We start from the raw sequence: 19,322 nt of genomic DNA, 5'->3' as shown, positions 1-19,322 counted from the left end.
GGAAGGCGATCCTCGGGCCAGTCAAAATGATTACAAAGATGTCATGATTACAGAAATGTCATGATTTTGACCGCATCGAATGATGATCGAAATAAATCAGAGCGATTAATGCCGCATAAACGGCACCCACACATCCCCCCCCAAAAAAAAATGCCCGCAGGCAAGCCTGGCGGGCGTAGGCATGATGCGTGACATCAGCCGCAGCATGTAGATGCAGTTATAGGCGATTATTCGAGCCAGATAAACAAATAAAAATGCTTAGTACCGGGTAGCGGCCAGAAACCCTCGAAAACCCTGACGGATTTACCGAAAAACCCTGAACGCCATTTGAGCCGATTCAGAAGATGGCATTTTTGTCATGATGTATTTCGATTTGCAGGCGACCGGATGCCCCGCTACCCGGGCCGGAAGGCAAGCCCTGTAGACAAGATCATCCAGGCTGCCCATGAGAGTAGATGAAACGGTAAGTGCTGTAGAACTCCTGGGAAGCCCGGCGACCAGGTTGCCCGTCCATCGCTATAGATAGAATGGAAAGCGCTTTCCCACCAAGTAGATGTTTCGGTAAATTCTGTAGAAACTCTGGTAAGCTCCGGGCAAACCCGCACCCAAGGATCGCGACTTCATATGTCTCATGCGCCACTAGGCTACGATGCGCTTATCCGCAAGTTCGGCTTGCGCGTCCCGCCGCTGCGCTCGACCTCCGCCCTCGCCGACAAGACCGGGGTCCTCAGCACGCACACCGGACCGGACGGCACCACGCGCACCGTGTACCCAAGGAACCGCTACCGCGGCGCCGACACGACCGTGGACCACCTGACGTTCGCGCTGAAGAAGGAGCACCTGGACCTGACCGTGCTGGCGGCGCTGTTCGAGCATGCGCAAGCGGTGCAGGCTGTACGCGAGTGGCTGGCGGCCACCCCGACCTCCCGTTATGCGAGGCTGAGCGCGTTCTATGCCAAATGGCTGGCCGGGGCGCAATTCGACTACAAGCTGCCGGCCGGGGCGCCCAGGGTACTGGCGCTGGACGAGACCCGCTACCTGACCGGCCCGGCAACGCCGGACCTGCAGTTCGGCATCCAGAACAACCACCTTGGCCCGGCCGCGTTTTGCCCCCTGGTGCGCCGCACCGAGAAGCTGGCGCAGTACATTGACGCCGACCTCCCTGGCCGCGTGGCCGCGGCCATCAAGCGGCTCGAGCCAGAGCTGCTGGCGCGCGCGGTGGACTACCTCTACCTCGCGGAAACCCGATCGACCTACTCCATCGAGCACGAGATCCCCGATAACCAGCGGATCGCCAAGTTCAGGCGATTGCTGGAGTACGCCGGCAATCCCGCCCCGCTTACCGAAGAACAGCTGTGCGAGTGGCAGAACGAAATCATCTCGGGGCTGCGCGCCGAATTCTCCTATCGCGACAAGCAGAACTGGCTGTCCCGCGGCGGGCGCATGCGCAACATTGCGGACTATATTCCCCCGCCGCCCGGGCAGCTTGGCGCGATGATGGACGGGATTGCCGCGGTGGCGGGCCTGGTCGCGGCACAGGCGGCAAACCCGATCGTGGCCGCGGCGTGCGTATCGTTTGGCTTTGTCTTCGCCCACCCGTTCTACGACGGCAACGGCCGGCTCCATCGATTCCTCATCCACCATTTGCTGCGCCAGGCCGGTGTCACGCCCGATGGCGTAGTGCTGCCGGTGTCGGCGCGGATGCTCAAGCAAATCGATACCTATGCCGCCCTGCTGAAATCCTATTCCGCCCCGCGGACGGCCCTGCTCAACTACGCGCTGGATTCGGACAGCGACACGATCCTGATCAAGTCGCCCCAGCCCGGCTGGCTCTACGCATCCTTTGATGCGACAGCGCTGTGCGAATTCGTCTTCGAATGCATCGAGCAGTGCGTCGAGCAAGACCTTGCGCAGGAGATCCAGTACCTGCGCGCTTACGATGCCAGCGTCACACGCCTGGAAAGCTGGCTCGACCTGCGCCAGTCACGCCTGTCAAACCTGATCGACCTGATCGTCCAGAACCACGGCGAGCTGTCCAGGCGCAAGCGCAAGCTGTTCGAAGACATCACGGACGACGAGCTCGCCCGCATTGAAGCCGTCGTGCGCGACGAATTCACGGAATACCTCGAGCTCCACGGCAGCCGCTGAAGCGGCGGCACAGCGTTTGCACTGCACGGTGCGGTCACCGTGCGGCGGGTGCGGCGCCACTATGTATCGCTCTGTATCCCGGGCCGCTGCAGACATGAAAGATTGCACGGATGCCGGGAAGCGGAAACAGCCGGGATACGTGCGGACGGTGGAATGCGTCTATCGCCAACACCGGGAGTTCTCCGCCATGTCCATCGTCGCCATCCATCCGCCGCCCCGCCCCTGCCATCGTGCCTGCTACGGCACCGCGCACGCCAACGGGGGCCGCCCATGATCGACGCCTTCCTTGCCTTTGCCGCCGGCGTGCTGACCATTGCCTCGCCCTGTGTGCTGCCGGTGCTGCCCATGCTGCTCGCCGGCTCGGTGGGCGAATCCGGCCGGCTGCGCCCGCTGGCGATCGCGCTTGGCTTCGTCAGCGCCTTTTCCGCGCTGGGCATCGTCTTCGGCGCCCTGTCCAGCGCCTTCAGCGAAGCCCCAGGCGTAGTGCGCAACGCAGCCATCCTGTTCCTGCTGGGCGCCGGCCTGGCGCGGCTCTGGCCGGCGGGCTTCGAGCGCCTGGCGGCCCCGTTCGCCGGCGTGGTCGACCGCCTGGCGGGCGCCGGCGGCCGGACCGGCACCGGCGTGGCCGGCGGTTTTGTGCTGGGCATGACACTGGGCGCGGTGTGGACCCCATGCGCCGGGCCGGTGCTGGCGTCGATCCTCGCGCTGGTGGCCAAGGCGCAAGACCTGCATCGCGCCGCCGGGCTGCTGGCGCTGTTCGCGGCTGGCGCGGCCATCCCGATGCTGGGCGTTGCCTATGGCGGCCAGTTCGCCACCACCCACGTGCGCCGCCTGGCGCGTCACACGCACCGGCTGCAGCAAGGCTTCGGCGTGCTGGTGGTGGCGACCGCCATCGCCATGTACTTCCAGTACGACACGCTTGCCGTCGCCTGGCTGACCTCCCTTTTCCCTGCCTCCCAACCTGGAGCCTGAACCATGCACCGCTTCCTTCGTACCCTGCTGGCCACCACCGCCATCGTTGCCGCCCAACATGCCGCCGCCGCCCCTGCCGACTATGGCAAGGCGCCTGAATTCACCGGCATCGACAAGTGGCTCAACACTGAACCGCTGACCGTTGCCGGGCTGCGCGGCAAGGTCGTGCTGGTCGATTTCTGGACCTACAGCTGCATCAACTGCATCAACACGCTGCCCCATGTGCGGCAGTGGTACGACAAATACCGCGACAAGGGCCTGGTTGTGGTTGGCGTCCACACCCCGGAGTTCCCCTTCGAGAAGTCCACCGCCAACGTGCAGGCAGCGCTCAAGCGCTTCGATATCCGCTACCCGGTCGCGCAGGACAACGCCTATGCCACCTGGAACGCCTGGCACAACCAGTACTGGCCGGCGCTCTACCTGGTCGATGCAAACGGCACCGTGGTCTACAAGCACTTTGGCGAAGGGGATTACGCCGAGACCGAAGCGGCCATCCAGAAGGCGCTGGCCGGACGCAAGTAAGGCTGTCATACCGCTGCCATCGAGCGCGGATGGCGAACGAGCCTGCCGCGCCCCGGGCCGTGCTTTCAGGCACGGCCCAGCCCTTGGAACCTGTCTCGGGTCCCAAGACACATCCGAGCCGGTTTCCCGGCACACCCCGACGAAAATTCAGATTCCTCCACAATCGGTTGTTAATGCGAATCATTACTATTACAATTCACGGAGTTCTATTACAGCACATTACGCACATCATTACGTTGGCCTGACCATCACCATGCAAACCGCAACACGCTCAGTCACCCTGGCGGGGCCGGCCGGCCGCTGCCGGGTCCGTCCGCTCGCTCTTCTCGTGGCCGCCATCGGCGCGGGCACTCCGCTGCTGTCCGAGGCACAGGCAGTGTCCGCCGCGTCCGCCGTCGCGCAAACCGGCACATCCGGTGCGGGCACAAAGCAGGACAGCCCGCCGGCCAAGGCCGACGGTGGCGAACTGAATGCGGTGGAGGTCAGGGTCGACCGGATCAAGAGCGACCTCGTCAGCCCGACGCGCCAGGTAACGGTGCTGGAACGCGAGGAAATCGAGGAACTGAAGGTGGGTTCCAACAATCTCGCGACCATGCTGAGCAAGCTGATCCCGGGCATGGCGGACTCCAGCCGCACGGTCACGGACTTCGGCCAGACGCTGCGCGGCCGCGGCACGCTGATCCTGGTGGATGGCATTCCGCTCAACACCAACCGGGATTCGGCGCGCAACCTCGCCACCATCGATCCCAGCAATATCGAGAAGATCGAGGTCATGCGCGGCAGCAGCGCAATCTACGGCGCCGGCGCCAACGGCGGCATCATCGCGATCACCACGCGGCCTGCGGGCGGCCCGCCCAGCGCGGATACCACCGTGACGCTGGGCACCCCGCTGACGCGGCTGAGCAAGGAGGGGCTCAGCGCCAATGTCCAGCAGCACTTCTCCGGCAGCCAGGGGCCGCTCGACTACGCATTCCACCTGGGCGCGCAGCATATCGGCAGCCCCTATGACGCCCACGGCCACCGCATTGCGCCGGAGCCGAGCCAGGGTGACCTGTTCGATTCCAACGTTTACAACGTGAGCGGCAAGCTGGGCTGGCGTATCGACAGCCAGCAGCGCATCGAACTGAGCGTGAGCCAGTACCAGGCCAAGCAGAACACCGACTACGCCTCCGATCCCTCGGTGGCCAAGCTGCCGCCTGGCACCGCGGCCGCGCGCGCGATCAAGGGGCTGCAGCTCGAAAACCAGAACGAACTGCGCAACACCGTGGTCAACCTGGGCTACCAGAACCTGGACCTGCTCGGCAGCACGGTGTCCACCCAGATCTACTACCGCGACTACTTCACCCGCTTCCCGCCGTTCGATGCGCGCGCGGTGGCCACGCGTGGCGGCAACGTGGACCAGGTCAGCCAGAACAGCGACGTGTTTGGCGGGCGCCTGACCATCAGCACCCCGCTGGGCGCGGACAAGAAGACCAAGCTGCTGTGGGGCGCGGACTACAACCAGGAGCGCAGCGACATGCCGCTCGATGTGTTCGATCCGCGCGCCTACGACCAGAGCGGCGGCCTGGTCTTCAACAAGACCGGTTCGCTGACCTACATGCCGCCGCTGACCACCCGCAGCGGCGGCGTCTTCGGGCAGCTGCAGCACAAGTTCAACGAGCAGTGGTCGATGGAGGGCGGCGTGCGCTACGAGCGCGCCAACGCCAGCTTCGACGACTTTGTGCCGCTGTCGCAATCGAAGGTCAGCAACCCGGTCGCGGTCCAGGGCGGCACGGTCAACTACGGCGCCTGGCTGTTCAATATCGGCGGTGCGTACGCGCCGGTGAAGAACCAGGAGTTCTATGCCTCGTTCGGCCAGGGCTTCCAGTTGCCCGATATCGGCCTGCAGATCCGCAATGCGCGCCCGGGCTTCGATATCAATTCGTCGAGTCTTGAGCCGGTCAAGACCAACAACTATGAGATCGGCTGGCGCGGCGCGTTCGGCAATACGATGGCGAGCCTGGCGCTGTTCTACACCACCTCGCAACTGGGCGACGTGCAGAGCTTCAACAACGGCCTGATCCTGACCCGCACCAAGGAGCACATCGCGGGCGTGGAGGCCTCTGCCGACTACCTGAGCGACAGCGAGACCTGGGGCGCCGGCGGCACGTTCACCTGGATCAACGGCCGCGAGCAGCCGCAAGGCAGCAGCAGCTTCCAGAACATGACCGGCTATCGCATCCCGCCGCTGAAGCTGACCGCCTACGTCCAGTACCGTCCGATCAGCACGTGGAGCAACCGCCTGCAGGTGACCTACTACGGCGGCCGCGACTACCGGCTCAACGACCAGAACAGCTTCGGGCGGCGCGAGGTCAGCAGCTACACCACCGTCGACCTGATCAGCCGCTACCAGGTCAGCAAGAAGGACACGATCACGGTGGGGATCGAGAACCTGTTCAACCGCTACTACTACCCGTTGTACAGCCAGCTGATGCGCAACAGCAACAACACCAGCCGCCTGCCGGCTGCGGGCATCACGCTGACCGCGATGTACCAGCACCGCTGGTAAAGCAGCCGCCGGACGGCGATGGCCTTGTCGGGACCATCGTCGACCGGCATTTTTTTAAACTCAGATGTAAATAATTCTCATTTCCAAAGCGATACAAATTGCCCAGGCACGGTGCCGGGCAACATCGAATGAGGGGTAAGCCATGGTTTGCAACAGCATCATCGAGAGTATCGGCGGGACACCCGTGGTCCATCTGCGCCGCCTGTTCGGGGACACCGGGGCCGAGGTCTTTGCCAAGCTGGAGCTATTCAATCCCGCCGGCAGCGTCAAGGACCGCCCTGCCCGCTACATCATCGAAAAGGGCCTCGCCGAAGGCACCATCGGCGCCAACGCCCACATCATCGAAAGCTCGTCGGGCAACCTGGCGATCGCGCTGGCCATGGTATGCCGGCTGAAGGGACTGCGCTTCACCGCCGTGGTCGACCCGAAGATCTCGCAGACCAACCTGACGATCCTGCGCTGCTATGGCGCCGGGATCGAGCTGGTGACCGAGAAGGACAGCCAGGGCGGCTACCTGGAAACGCGTATCGCGCGGGTGCGGCAGATGCTGCGCGACCTGCCGGATGCGATCTGGATCAACCAGTACGGCAATCCGCGCAACTGGGAAAGCCATTACCACGGCGAAGGCGAGGAAATCCTGCGCCAGCTCGACCGGCCGGTCGACATGCTGGTGCTCGGCGTCAGCACCTCGGGCACGGTGCACGGCATCGCGCGCCGGCTGCGCGAGGCGTGGCCCGCGCTGAAGGTGGTGGGCGTGGACGCCGCCGGCTCGGTGCTGTTCGGGCATGCGCCGGCCAGCCGCGAGCTGCCGGGCATCGGCGCGAGCCGCGTGCCGGAGCTGCTGTGCCGCGAAGAAATCGACCAGGTCATCCATGTGGACGACCACGCGGCGGCCCTCGGCTGCCGGCGCCTGCTGGCGCAGGAAGGCATCTTTGCCGGCGGGTCGTCCGGCGCCGTGGTTGCCGCGATCGGACGCCTGCTGCAGGACCTGCCGCGCAGCGCACGCCCGCCCCGCATCCTCACCCTGTTTCCTGACCGCGGCGAGCGCTATCTCGACACCGTCTACGACGACGCGTGGCTGGAACGCGTCGCCGCCATCCATCGCGCGCGCACGGCTTCGGCTGCCGCGCAATCGCCCATCCCTGCACACGGAGTGACCGCATGAACGCCCCCATCCAGACGCCCGCAGCCGAGCTGCGCTACCTCAGCCGCGCCGACCTGATCGCCCTTGGCGCCGACCATTCCGACGCCTTCGTGCAGGCCATTGCCGAAGGCCTGGCGCTGCATGCGCGCGGCGAATGCGTGCAGCCGCTCAAGCCCTACCTGCGCTGGACCGGCGCCGACCATATCGCCGACCGCATCATTGCGATGCCCTGCTACGTCGGCGGCGACAACCCGGTCGCCGGCATCAAGTGGATCGGCAGCCGCCAGCACAACCCGCAGCGCCACGGCCTGGAGCGCGCCAGCGCCGTGATCGTGCTCAACGACGCCCAGACCAACTACCCCGTCGCCCTCATGGAAGGCGGGCTGATCAGCGGCATGCGCACCGCGGCCATCACCGCGGTGGCCACGCGCCACCTGGCGCGCGCGGGCTTTACCGAGGTGGCCTGCATCGGCTGCGGCCCGATCGCGCGCATGCAGCTGCAGACGCTGCTGGAGCAGTTCCCGGGCATCCGCTGCATCCACCTGTTCGACCTGTCGCGCGATGCCATGCAGGCAATGCGCAGCCAGCTGGGCGCGCGCTTCCCGGCGGTTGGCTGGGAGCTGTCGGCCAGCGCCGAGGCCGCGGTGCGTGCCGCCGACGTGACCGTCACCTGCACGGTTGCGGATGCGCCCTACCTGGAGCATGCCTGGCTCAAGCCCGGCGCCTTTGTCGCCAACGTCTCGATCATGGACGTGCACAAGGACGTCTACGAGAAGGTCGACAAGGTCGTGGTGGACGACTGGGACCAGTCCAACCGCGAGAAGAAGATCATCAACCAGCTGGTGCTGGAAGGCCGCTTCAGCCGCGAGCAGCTGCATGCCGAGCTGGGCGAGATCGTGATCGGCGCGAAGCCGGGGCGCGAGCGCGACGACGAGATCATCCTGCTTAACCCGATGGGCATGGCGCTGGACGATATGGTGTGCGCGCGCCATTTCTACCAGCTCGCGCTGCAGCGCGACGTCGGCGTCCGCCTGCCCCTGCTATGACGGTGCTGCCACACGACCCCGTACGCGAGCGGATGCTGGCGCAGGATCTGCTGGATGCGTTGTGGCAGGAGGACCTGTACGGCATGCGCGAGCACTGCCGGCTGGTAGCCGCCGACGACACGCCGCTGGCCGCGCTCGCCGTCGACCTGGGTGCGGCCGGCACGCTGCTTTGGCTTGGCCGCCGCCTTGACGGCCCCAGGCCGTTGCAGCTTGGCGCCGGCGATGACCGGCCGCCCGTGGTCCTGCAACGCGACGGCAGCGCCATGGCGCTCGGCGCCGCCGCGGCGCTGGAAGCCTTGCAGTCGGCGGACTGGTGGCCCGGCCGCGGCGGGCGCCTGCAGGCGCTGTTCGCGCTGGCCGAGGCGCAAGCCGCGCACACGCTTGCGCACGAGCCGGCCATCCTGGAGCGGCTCGCGGCGGCGCCGCGCGCACTGCTGTCCTGGGAGGCGGTTTGCTGCCTGCGCGACCGCCCCTTCCATCCGCTCGCCCGCGCCAAGGCCTGGGGCGATGCGGCCGGGCCGCACGCCGGCTTCGACGCGGAATCCGGCCAGCCCGTATGGCTGCACTGGATTGCCGTGCCGTTGCACCGGCTCCGGACCGGTTCGGAGATGGAAGCGTCAGCGCAACCGCTGGCCCGTTCGCTGCTGCCGCCCGACGAACTCGACCGCCTGGCGGCACGCGCGGAAGCCGCCGGCGCGCAGCGCGGCTACCTGTGGATGCCGGTGCACCCGTGGCAATGGCAGCAGCAGGCCCACGCCGCCGCCAGCGGGCCAGCGCCATGCATCGACCTCGGCAGCGGCATCGGCGCGGCCTACCCGACCGCCTCACTGCGCTCGCTCGTCATGCATGGGCGGCCCGAGCTCCACCTCAAGCTGTCGCTGGGCGTGCAGGCACTGGGGGCCAGGCGCACCCTGCCCGCGCGCTACCTGCACAACGGTGCGCTCGCGCAGCAGTGCCTGGCGCAGCTGCGGGCGCGCGATCCGTGGCTCGGCCAGCACCTGCTGCTTTGCGACGAGCGCGACTGGTGGGCACTGCGCCAGCACGACTCGCTGATCGCTGAGCCGGGCGAGCTCGCCTGCGTGCTCAGGCGCTACCCCGGCGACCTGGCGGCTGGCACGTGGCTGTTGCCCATGGCGGCGTGCGCGGCGCTGACCGCCAGCAATGACCTGCCGGCGCTGCGCCGGCTGTCCTGCACCGATGCCGACGAGGCCTGGGCGGCATTCCGTTGCATCGCGGCCCTGCTGCTCGAAACCGGCCTGCGTTGCTTTGCCAACGGCGTCATGCCCGAGCTGCATGGGCAAAACGTCGTGCTGTTGGTCGGCGAGGCAGGCCCGCGGGCACTGCTGCTGCGCGATCACGACACGCTGCGCATCTGCCCGTCCCTGCTCGCGGAGGCCGGCGTGGACGTGCCCGCGTACGCCGTGGACACCGCCACGCCGAATACGCTGATGCTCGATGCGCCGGCGCAACTGCTCGCGTACTTCCAGACGCTGGCGATCGAGGTCAACCTGTACGCCATCGCCGCCGCGATCGCAGTGGCCTTCGACAGCGACGAGCGCACGGGCTGGCGCATCCTGCGCGAGGAGATCGCCCGATTGCTGCCCACCGGTGCCGGCAACCGGACCGCAGAGATTGCGCGGACCGCGCTGCTGGATGCGCCAGAATGGCCGTTCAAGCAATTGCTTGCGCCGCTGCTGGCGCGGGACACCGCCAGCACCGGCATGCCCAGCGCGCTCGGCAGCCTGCGCAACCCGCTGCGCGAGAGTGGAGTCCCGTCATGACGCCGGCGCCGCAAGCCGGCCCGTCGCGCGACATCGCACTGCTGCTGGCCGGCCAGGCGGTGGTGACGACGGGCCTGATGACGCTGGTGCCGATCATGCCGCTCTACCTGCGCGACCTCGCCGGCCCCGCTGCCGCGCACTGGAGCAGCCTGGCGCTGGCCGCGCCGGGCGTCGGCGCGCTGCTGCTGGCGCCGTTCGCCGGCAGCTGGTGCGAACGATGGGGCTATCGCCGGCCCTTGCTGCTGTCGTTGTCGGCCTTCACCGCCAGCCTGCTGCTGATGGGGCTGTCCACGCACGTGGCCGGCTTCATGGCCGGCCGCCTGCTGCAGGGCGCGAGCGCCGTCGGCGTCTTGCTGACCATCTGCATCGGCCGCGTCAGCACGCCTGGCATGCGCGGCCGCGCCTTTGGCATGCAGGAATCGGCCGTGGCCACGGGCGCGCTGCTGGGCCCCGTGCTCGGCGGCGTGCTGCAGGACTGGTGGACGGTGCGGCCGATGCTGCTTGCAGTGGCCGCGGCCAATGCCGTGCTGACGCTGCTGCTCGCATGGCGGCTGCGCGAGCCGGCGCCACAGGCGTCGCCAGGCGCCGGCTCGCCGCGCGGATTCGCCGCCATGCTGGCGGACGCGTCGCTGCGCCGCTGGCTGCTGGCCGGCTGCCTGACGCAGGCCGGCGCGTTCGCGCTGGTGAACGTGTTCGCGCTCTACCTGCAGCAGCGCTGCCCGCACGATGCCCTGCTCGGCAGCAAGACGGGCTTCCTGCACGCACTGGGCTGGCTGGCCGCGATGCTCGCCAGCCCGCTGTGGGGCGCGCTCAGCGACCGCGGCACGACCGTGCGCGCATTCATGCTGGCCGCCGGCGGCTGTGCGGTCGCGCTGGCGTTGCTGCCGCTTGCCGATGCGCTCTGGCAGATCGGCGCGCTCAGGATCGTGCAGGGCGCGCTGTTCGCCGCGCTCGCGCAATCCATGCTGTCCTATTGTTGCGCCCGCCTGCCCGCGAGTTTGCACGGCAGCGCAACCGGCATCGCCAAGAGCGCCATGACCGCCGGGCAACTCGTCGGGCCGCTGGCGGTGATGGCATGGCTGCCACGCTCCGACCCGGCGGGCACGCTATGGCTGATCGCCGCCATGTTCGCGCTGGCCGCCGCACTCGTCGTCCCTGATCGCTCATCGTTGTTTGCCACCGTCACTGATGCGAGGTAACTGCATGCTTGCCACTCTCCTGCCCCCCACCTCCGTGGCACCGCAAGGGCGCCTGCGCGCCCATCGCCCGGACCTGGATGCCGATGCGCCCGACGCCGTCGAGCGCCGCCTGATCGAGCAATTCTTCAACACCTACTGCCGCGAGACCGGCATCGTCGATCCGCGCCTTGACGCGCACCTTCCGGCCCCGGTGCCGGCTGCGCTGAGAAGTACCCTGGTCCGCTGGCGTTCCGAAGGGCTGGAACCGGCGGTGCTGGCACTGGCGGATCGCGACGGCCGCCACCGCTGGCTGGCGGCTGCGCTCTCCTACGTATCCCCGATCGGCTACCACCGGCTCGTGGATGCGGTGCTGTCCGAAGGCAGCGCCTTCGCCCCGCTGCGCCGCGCCGAGAATCTGGCCGATGCCATCACCCAGGCGCTCGCGCATGCCTATCCACAGAGCGCCGCCACCGACTGGCCGGCGCGCTTTGCCGCGCTGATGAAGAACGGCGTCCAGAAGGTGCGCCTGTACCACCGCGAAGCGCCCGCACGGCAAGCGCCCTCGCGCTTTATCGCTGCCGAGCAGGGGCTGCGCTTCGGGCACATCTTCCACGCCACGTCGAAGGCGTCGGAAGGGTTCAGCCACGATGCGCTGCAACGCTATGCGCCGGAGCTGGGCGCCGCCTTCCAGTTGCACTACTTCGCCGTCGCCAGCGACCAGTTGGAGAGCAGCGCCATCGACGGCCAGCCGCTGCCCATCGACCCGGCGGCGATGGAGGCTGCCGCGGACCTGCTCAAGGAAGGCGACTACCGCCTGCTGCCCTGCCATCCCTGGCAAGCCACGCAGCTGCTTGCGCACAGCGAGATCCAGCCACTGCTGGCCAGCCGCGCGATGATTTCCCTTGGGCCGCTGGGAGAGCTGGCCTGGCCGACCTCGTCGGTGCGCACGGTGTGGCTGGCGCAGCAGCAACGCTTCCTCAAGCTGGCGCTCGATATCCGCATCACCAACTTTATCCGCAACAATCCGCCCGAGCACGTGCGGCGCGCGCTGGATGCCAGCCGCGCCATCGCCATGCTGCCCGAGGCGGCGCGTTCGTCCGAACACTTCACGGTGCTGGCCGAAACCGGCTACGCCGTGCTGGCGCTGCCCGACAACGCGCTGCGCGCGAGCACCGCGGTGATCTTCCGGCAAGGCATGACCGGCCCGCATGGCGACGCCGCGCAAGTCCTCGCCACCGTGCTGGAAGAGCCCGCGCATGGCGCCGGCATCCTGGACGGCCTGCTGTGCGAAGCGCTGGGCCATCAACCCGGCGCGGAGGATATCCGCCGCTGGTGGGTGCGCTATCTCGACGTCACGCTGCTGCCGCTGGCTCGCCTGTTCGCCGAGCACGGCGTCAGCCTGGAGGCGCACCTGCAGAACAGCATGGTCGCGTTCGCGGGCGGCTGGCCGGTGCACGGCTATGTCCGCGACATGGAAGGCGCCAGCATCAGCCGCGCCCGCTTTGCCTGGGCGGCGCAGTTCGATGCCGACAGTCCCGCCCTGTACACCGAGGAAGCCGCGCTGCATCGATTTGCCTATTACGTGCTGGTCAACCACATCGGCCACTTCATCGCCTGCCTGGCGCGCACGGGCGGCTGCGACGAAGCCACGCTGTGGCAGGACACCGCAGCCGCGCTCGATGCAGGCGGCCCATCGCTGCGCCAGCTGCTGGCGTCGCTGCAGGCCCTGCCGACCCTTCCCGCCAAGGCCAACATGCTGAGCTGCTTCGGCCGCCATGGCGAAACGCCTGCGTGGGCAGGCGTCCCGAACTTCCTCGTATCCGCACCGCAAGCCTGAGCCCCCGATGAACACGACCGATTACCAACGACTGATCCAGAGCCCGCAATACCGGCAAGCCGCCCGCCGCGTGCTGCGCCAGCTGCTGGAAGCCCTGTTGTTCGAAGACTGCCTGCGCGACGTGCTTGTCACCGACGTCGGCGTCGAGCTGCCTGGCGTGACCGCAGGCGGCCAGCCCGTCAGCTATCGCTGCACCGCGCAGCGCACCGCCAGCTTCGGCCGCATCCGCATCCGTGGGCCGGTGCTCCGTTGCGAAGGCCAGAGCCAGGCTGAAGCCGACGACGTCGCGCAGCTGCTGTCCGAGCTTGCCGGCCAGCTCGATGCCGACCCGGTGCGCCTGCAGCAGTTCGGGCTGGAGCTGCTGTCCACGCAGGTCAAGGACGCGCAGTCCCACCATGCCAACGGGCACGCCGGACAGCCGTTGCGCGATGCCGGCTACGATGCCATCGAAGCGCGGCTGACGGGTGCCCATCCTTACCACCCTGGATATAAATCGCGCATGGGTTTCACGCTGGCGGACAACGGACGCTACGCGCCGGAATGCGCCGCGCCCCTGCAGCCCGTGCTGCTGGCAGCGCGCCGCTCGCATTGCCGCTGGAATCTCGGCAACGCCGAGGCATCGCCCGAGAGCCTGCTGCCACCGCCGGCGCGCGCCGCACTGGAGGCCGCGTTGCGCGAGCATGGCGCCAATCCTGCCGACTACCTGCCACTGCCCGTCCACCCGTGGCAATGGGACGAGGTCATCGCGCCGGGCTACCACGGCGCGTTCGCGCGCGGCGAGCTGATCGCCGTCGGCGAGATGCCGGGCCGCTACCTGCCCCAGCAGTCGATCCGCACCCTTGCCAATACCGATCAGGCCGATGCGTTATCGCTGAAGCTGGCCATGAATCTCGTCAACACCTCCACTTCGCGCGTGCTGGCGCCGCACACGGTATGCAACGCCGCCGTATTGAGTGACTGGCTGGCGAGCCTGGTGGCGCGCACGGAATGGACCGAGCCGATGGCCGCACCGGTGTTGCTGCGCGAAGTCGCCGGCGTCAGCCATGTGCCCGCCGCACCGGTGCAGGGCCAGTACGGCGCGCTTTCCTGCATCTGGCGCGAAAGCATCCACCGCTATCTGGCGACCGGCGAGGCCGCCATTCCCATGACCGCGCTTACCCATATCGATGTCGACGGCCTGCCGCTGATCGAGCCGTGGGTCCGCTGTCATGGCGTGCGCGTCTGGCTGCAGCGGCTGGTGGAGCGCGCCTGGCTGCCGGTGCTGCACCTGCTCTGGGAGCACGGCACCGCGCTCGAGTCGCACGCGCAGAACATGCTGCTGCTGCACGTCGACGGCCTGCCGCAGCGGGTGGCGCTCAAGGACTTTCACGATGGCGTGCGCTTCTCGCGCCAGTGGCTGTCCGGCGCCGCGCCGCAACTCACGCCGCCGCCGGCCGAGCATGCGCGCGTCAACCCGAACTCGTTTATTGAAACGGACGATGCCGATGAACTGCGGGACTTCACCTGCGACGCGCTGTTCTTCGTCAACCTGGCCGAACTGGCCCCGCTGCTTGCTGGGCACTACCAGCTCGAAGAAACAGAATTCTGGACCATCGTGGCAGGCGTGATCCGCAGCTACCAGCGCGCACACCCGCGCCTGGCTGAAAGCTTCCGGCGCTTCGACTGCTTCGCGCCCACCATGTCGATCGAACTGCTGGCCAGCCGCCGCTTCATGCCCGAAATCCGGCTGCGCACGCGGCAGGCGCCCAATCCGCTGGCACTGGCGGAGGCGGCATGAGATCGCTGAAGACGCGTTTGTCGGATCCGGGCGGCGGCCCGGTGCACGGCCTGTTCTGCTCGACGCCTGCGGCGCTGACCGTCGAACTGATCGCTGCCGCCGGCTATGACTTCGTGGTGATCGACCTGGAACACACGCTGATCGATGGCGCTCAGCTTGGTGCCATGCTGCTGGCGGCGCGCGCCAGCGGCATCGCGCCACTGGTACGCGTGGCGGCCCCGCACCAGGTGGCGCCGGCGCTGGACGCCGGCGCCCAGGGCATCGTCTTCCCGCGCATCAGTGCTGTAGCGCAGGCAAGGCAGGCGGCCAGGCTCTGCCACTACGCACAGCATCAGCCCGTGCCCGGCGAGCGGGGGCTGAACGCCACCTGGCAGAGCGCGTTCGGCCGCGACGATCTTGCCGCGGCCACTGCCGCAGCGGGCGCCGATACGCTGGTCGTGGCGATGATCGAAGACGGCGCCGCGCTCGATGCGCTCGATGACATCGCCGCTGTACCCGGGATCGATGTGCTGCTCGAAGGCGCCGCGGATCTCTCGCAATCACTGGGCGTGTCATGGCAGACGCGTCATCCGCTGGTGCGGGACGCCGTGGCGCGCATTGCCGATGCCGCGCGCGCGCATGGCAAGCATTTCTGCGCGCTGCCCCGCACCCCGGAAGACGCCGCGCTCTGGCGCCGGCAAGGCACGCGCATGCTGCTGCTCGGCGACGACCGCGGCATCGCGCGCCGGGCCATGGCCGCGCACCTGCAATCCCATTCCCAGTCATCAACATAAAGCCGCCCCTTCCCGCCACCACATGAACCCGCAAAACATCACCCGTTACCTGGATGAACTTGATCCCCGCAAGGGGCCTGCGTGCGCCTATCTCTATGACCTGAACCACCTGCGCACGCGCGCGGCTGGCCTCGCTGCCGCCTTGCCCGACGACTGCGACCTCTACTACGCAATCAAGGCCAACAGCGATGCGCCGGTGCTGCGCGCGCTGCTGGGCGCAACGGCAGGCTTCGAAGTCGCGTCACTGGGTGAAATCGAACGCGTGCGCGCCGTCGACGCCGACGTGCCGGTCGTATTCGGCGGCCCGGGCAAGACCGATGCCGAGCTGGAGGGCGCGCTGCGCCTCGGCGTCAGGCTGATCCACGTGGAAAGCGCGCTGCAACTGCGCCGGCTGGACCGCATCGCGCAACGCATGGGCCGCCGCGCCGACGTGCTGCTGCGCGTGAATCCGGCCTACGGCCTGCCCGGCGCCACGCTGCAGATGGGCGGGCGCCCGACGCAGTTCGGCATCGACCAGGCGGAACTCCCCGCCCTGATCGCGCTGGCACGCGATCTGCCCGGCGTGCGCCTGGTCGGGCTGCACCTGCACGCGGTCTCCAACAGCCTGGACGCCGACCAGCATCTCGAACTGATTGCACGTCATATCGCGCTGGCGCGGCAATGCCGCGAGGAACACGGACTGGTGCTGGAATGGCTGAATGTCGGCGGCGGCATCGGCATCGACTACGCCGATCCCGATCGCACCTTTGACTGGCCGCGCTTCTGCGCCGGGCTGGCGCAACTGCTGCAGGAGCGGCGGCCCGGCTGCCGCATCGTGCTGGAATGCGGCCGTTTCATCAGCGCCGACTGCGGCTGCTACGTGGCTGAAGTCATCGACCTCAAGCGCAATCACGGCAAGCACTTCGCCATCGTGCGCGGCGGTACGCACCATTTCCGGCTGCCGGTGTCATGGCAGCACAATCATCCGTTCTTTGTCGCGCCGAACGATGCGTGGCCTTACCCGTTTGCGCGCCCGGAGCTGACTGACGCAAGGCTCACGATCTGCGGCGAGCTTTGCACGCCGAAGGACGTCTTCGCGCAGGAGGTGGCGATACCGCGCGTGCGCGTGGGCGACCGCATCGTCTTTATGCTGGCCGGAGCCTACGGCTGGCATATCTCGCACCACGACTTCCTCAGCCATCCGCATCCGGACAGGATGTTTTTCGGCGAGTAGCCGGCCCCGGTTCTGTTCCGCGCCGGCGCGCGGCGCGCCTCCCCGGTCCTTATCCTCCCGCGCAAGGGAGTTGATACAAATTGTATGCAATTTTTGTATCACGGAATACTTATCCCTGTTATTCTTGCTCCCCGGTTGCGGCCTGGAACCTGATCCCGGCCATGCTCGCCGCAGGCGGTCTTCTCCGCCTGTCCGGCAGCGCGCAACGACAGGGCCGGGGGCAACCCCTCCCCCGGCGCCAGAAGAACAAGACAGTCCGGAAACATATCCGGCCAGACAACAGGAGACATGAATGGCGCCCTTGCTGTTCAAGGTGGAAGACCGCCCCCCGCGGCTGACGACGTTTTTGCTTGCGCTCCAGCATCTGCTGGCCGCCCTGGGCGGCATCATTGCGGTGCCGCTGGTCATTGGCGGCGCCCTGAAGCTGCCGCCGGACCAGGTCATTGCGCTGGTGAATGCCGCCCTGCTTGGCTCGGGCATCGTCACCATCATCCAGTGCAAGGGCGTTGGCCCGGTGGGCATCCGCATGCCATGCGTGATGGGCACCAGCTTCGCCTTTGTCGGCGCGGCCATCAGCGTGGGCGTCGAACACGGCGTGGCCGGCATCCTGGGCTCGGCGCTGGCGGGCTCGCTGGTGATGATCCTGGGCAGTTTCTTCATGCCGGCGATCCGCAAGCTGTTTCCGCACACCGTCACCAGCGTGGTGGTCACCATGATCGGCCTGTCGCTGATTCCGGTGGCCATCGACTGGGCCGCAGGCGGCCAGGGCAGCAGCCGCTATGGCGCTCCCGGCAACCTGGCGATTGCCGTCGGGGTGCTGGCGCTGGTGGTCGCGGTGGTGCAGTGGGGCAAGGGCATGCTGTCTGCCTCGGCGATCGTGGTCGGCATCGCCGGCGGTTACGTGCTTTGCCTGGCACTGGGCCTGGTCGACTTCACCCAGTTTCACCAGGCACCCATCATCGCGGTGCCGCAGCCGCTGCACTTCGGGATGTCGTTCCCCATCTCTGGCATCGTCGCCATGTCGATCGCTTTCCTGGTGACCATCGTCGAGTCCACGGGCACGTTCATGGCACTGGGCGCGGCCACGCAGCGGCCGATTTCCGGCAAATGCCTGTCGCGCGGCATCCTGTGCGATGGCTTTGGCTCGGCCTTTGCGGCACTGGTGTCGAGCCCGCCGTTGTCGACCTTCGCGCAGAATGTCGGCGTGGTCTCGCTGACCGGCGTGGCCAGCCGCCATGTGGTCGCGCTGACCGGTGTCATGCTGCTGCTGGCGGGGCTGTTCCCGGTGCTGGGCGCGCTGGTGGTGACGATCCCGCAGCCGGTACTGGGTGGCGCCGGCCTGATGATGTTCGCGATGATCGTGTCGGGCGGGATCCAGATGCTCAGCACCGTCAAGTTCACGCAGCGCAATACCCTGATCGTGGCCGTGTCGATCGGATGCGGCCTGGCGGTGACCTTCCGCCCGGAACTGCTGTCGAAGCTGCCGGCCTTTGTCCACGAAGTGTTTGGCTCCGGCATCACGGTGGGCTCGCTGTCGGCGGTGATCCTCAACCTGCTGCTGCCCGGCGGCAAGGACGAGCCGGCTGAAGACGCCGGCCACGGCACCGTCGGCAAGGCTGCCTGAGCGGCCTGCCTTGAAACCCGCGGCGGCCGCGCTAGCGTGCGCCGCCTCGCACAGCCGCCCCGCCCCCTGGCGCGGGCGCCTTCAGCAGCGGGTAGGGATTGATCGCCCCGCCCGCGGTGTAGACGCCATAGTGCAGGTGGGGCGGCGTGCCCCGCGCATTGCCGGTTGTGCCGACATAGCCCAGCACCGTACCGGGCACAATCACGTCGCCGGCACGCACGCCGGCGTAGTCGTCAAGATGGGCGTAGTAGTGCAGCTGGCGCCCCGGCCCCATCACCCACACCACCTTCCCGCCCAGCTTGTTGGTGCCCACGCGCGTGACGATGCCCTCGGTAGCCGACACCACCGGGCGGCCGCGCGGCGCAAAGATATCGATGCCCTCATGCTTGCGCCCGCCCGACCGCGCGCCGTGCCAGGTATCGCGCAGCGCCCCCGGGACAATGCCCTCGACCGGCACCGGCAGTGCCACCGGCGCGGGGCGGATCGAGAGCCGGGCCGCGTAGATCGCGCGTTCGAGTGGCGGCCGCAACCAGGGCCAGGCGAGCCAGATCAGGCCGATGCTCGCCGCCAGCCAGATCAGGCCGGCGAAAGCGCGGGGACGGGAAGACAGACGGGAGGCATGCATATGCCTTCGACGGCAGCCGGGCGCACAAATTCCCCGTCAGGCGGGGCTGCGCGCCACATCAAGCGCCCCCGACCACTTCTGCAAGCATCCCCCGGTCGAACCATACGCACTGGCGCCGGTCATACCCTGACCAT

At 67.8% G+C, this 19,322-nt stretch carries 14 protein-coding genes; 13 read left to right on the top strand and 1 reads right to left on the bottom strand.

Annotation, left to right across the window (positions count from 1 at the left end):
* Positions 1-624: 624 nt before the first annotated feature.
* The 13 genes from RS901_RS27120 (at position 625) to RS901_RS27060 (ending at position 18,563) form a co-directional block, all read left to right on the top strand.
* Positions 625-2,148: a Fic family protein gene (locus tag RS901_RS27120; protein ID WP_316157224.1), complete on the top strand. Its 1,524-nt coding sequence runs from the start codon at positions 625-627 to the stop codon at positions 2,146-2,148.
* Positions 2,149-2,418: 270 nt separating this feature from the next.
* The gene (locus tag RS901_RS27115) at positions 2,419-3,120 is read left to right on the top strand and encodes a cytochrome c biogenesis CcdA family protein (protein ID WP_316157223.1); all 702 of its coding nucleotides are present in this window, start codon (positions 2,419-2,421) and stop codon (positions 3,118-3,120) included.
* A gap of 3 nt (positions 3,121-3,123) precedes the next feature.
* A complete protein-coding gene (locus tag RS901_RS27110; protein WP_316157222.1) occupies positions 3,124-3,642 on the top strand; it encodes a thioredoxin family protein in 519 nt (172 codons plus the stop codon).
* Between the two features lie 253 nt (positions 3,643-3,895).
* On the top strand, positions 3,896-6,190 hold the full coding sequence (locus tag RS901_RS27105) for a TonB-dependent siderophore receptor (protein ID WP_316157221.1): 2,295 nt from the start codon (positions 3,896-3,898) through the stop codon (positions 6,188-6,190).
* Positions 6,191-6,332: 142 nt separating this feature from the next.
* Positions 6,333-7,355 (top strand): 2,3-diaminopropionate biosynthesis protein SbnA, encoded by a 1,023-nt coding sequence (sbnA, locus tag RS901_RS27100; RefSeq protein WP_316157220.1) that lies wholly within the window; start codon positions 6,333-6,335, stop codon positions 7,353-7,355.
* Positions 7,352-8,380 carry a 2,3-diaminopropionate biosynthesis protein SbnB gene (gene sbnB, locus RS901_RS27095; RefSeq protein WP_316157219.1) on the top strand — a complete coding sequence of 343 codons (1,029 nt, stop codon included), beginning with the start codon at positions 7,352-7,354 and terminating at the stop codon, positions 8,378-8,380. Before sbnA ends, sbnB begins: the two co-directional genes overlap by 4 nt.
* Positions 8,381-8,676: 296 nt before the next feature.
* Entirely contained in the window at positions 8,677-10,161 is a 1,485-nt protein-coding gene (locus tag RS901_RS27090) for an IucA/IucC family protein (RefSeq protein ID WP_410054238.1), read from the top strand.
* A complete protein-coding gene (locus tag RS901_RS27085) occupies positions 10,158-11,360 on the top strand; it encodes an MFS transporter (protein ID WP_316157217.1) in 1,203 nt (400 codons plus the stop codon). Before RS901_RS27090 ends, RS901_RS27085 begins: the two co-directional genes overlap by 4 nt.
* A 4-nt stretch (positions 11,361-11,364) precedes the next feature.
* The gene (locus RS901_RS27080; RefSeq protein ID WP_316157216.1) at positions 11,365-13,176 is read left to right on the top strand and encodes an IucA/IucC family protein; all 1,812 of its coding nucleotides are present in this window, start codon (positions 11,365-11,367) and stop codon (positions 13,174-13,176) included.
* A 7-nt stretch (positions 13,177-13,183) separates the two neighbouring features.
* Positions 13,184-14,953, top strand: a complete 1,770-nt coding sequence (locus tag RS901_RS27075) for an IucA/IucC family protein (protein ID WP_316157215.1) — start codon at positions 13,184-13,186, stop codon at positions 14,951-14,953.
* The gene (locus RS901_RS27070) at positions 14,950-15,726 is read left to right on the top strand and encodes an HpcH/HpaI aldolase family protein (RefSeq protein ID WP_316157214.1); all 777 of its coding nucleotides are present in this window, start codon (positions 14,950-14,952) and stop codon (positions 15,724-15,726) included. Before RS901_RS27075 ends, RS901_RS27070 begins: the two co-directional genes overlap by 4 nt.
* A gap of 22 nt (positions 15,727-15,748) precedes the next feature.
* Positions 15,749-16,939 (top strand): type III PLP-dependent enzyme, encoded by a 1,191-nt coding sequence (locus tag RS901_RS27065; RefSeq protein ID WP_316157213.1) that lies wholly within the window; start codon positions 15,749-15,751, stop codon positions 16,937-16,939.
* A 292-nt stretch (positions 16,940-17,231) separates the two neighbouring features.
* Positions 17,232-18,563 (top strand): nucleobase:cation symporter-2 family protein, encoded by a 1,332-nt coding sequence (locus RS901_RS27060; protein WP_316157212.1) that lies wholly within the window; start codon positions 17,232-17,234, stop codon positions 18,561-18,563.
* 31 nt (positions 18,564-18,594) lie between these two features.
* Here the strand turns inward: RS901_RS27060 and RS901_RS27055 are convergent, their stop codons facing one another.
* Positions 18,595-19,188 carry a M23 family metallopeptidase gene (locus RS901_RS27055; RefSeq protein ID WP_316157211.1) on the bottom strand — a complete coding sequence of 198 codons (594 nt, stop codon included), beginning with the start codon at positions 19,186-19,188 and terminating at the stop codon, positions 18,595-18,597.
* Positions 19,189-19,322 lie beyond the last annotated feature (134 nt).

The organism is Cupriavidus sp. BIC8F, assembly GCF_032465815.1.
GTDB lineage: Bacteria > Pseudomonadota > Gammaproteobacteria > Burkholderiales > Burkholderiaceae > Cupriavidus > Cupriavidus necator.
This window is presented reverse-complemented; position numbering and strand designations above follow the sequence as displayed.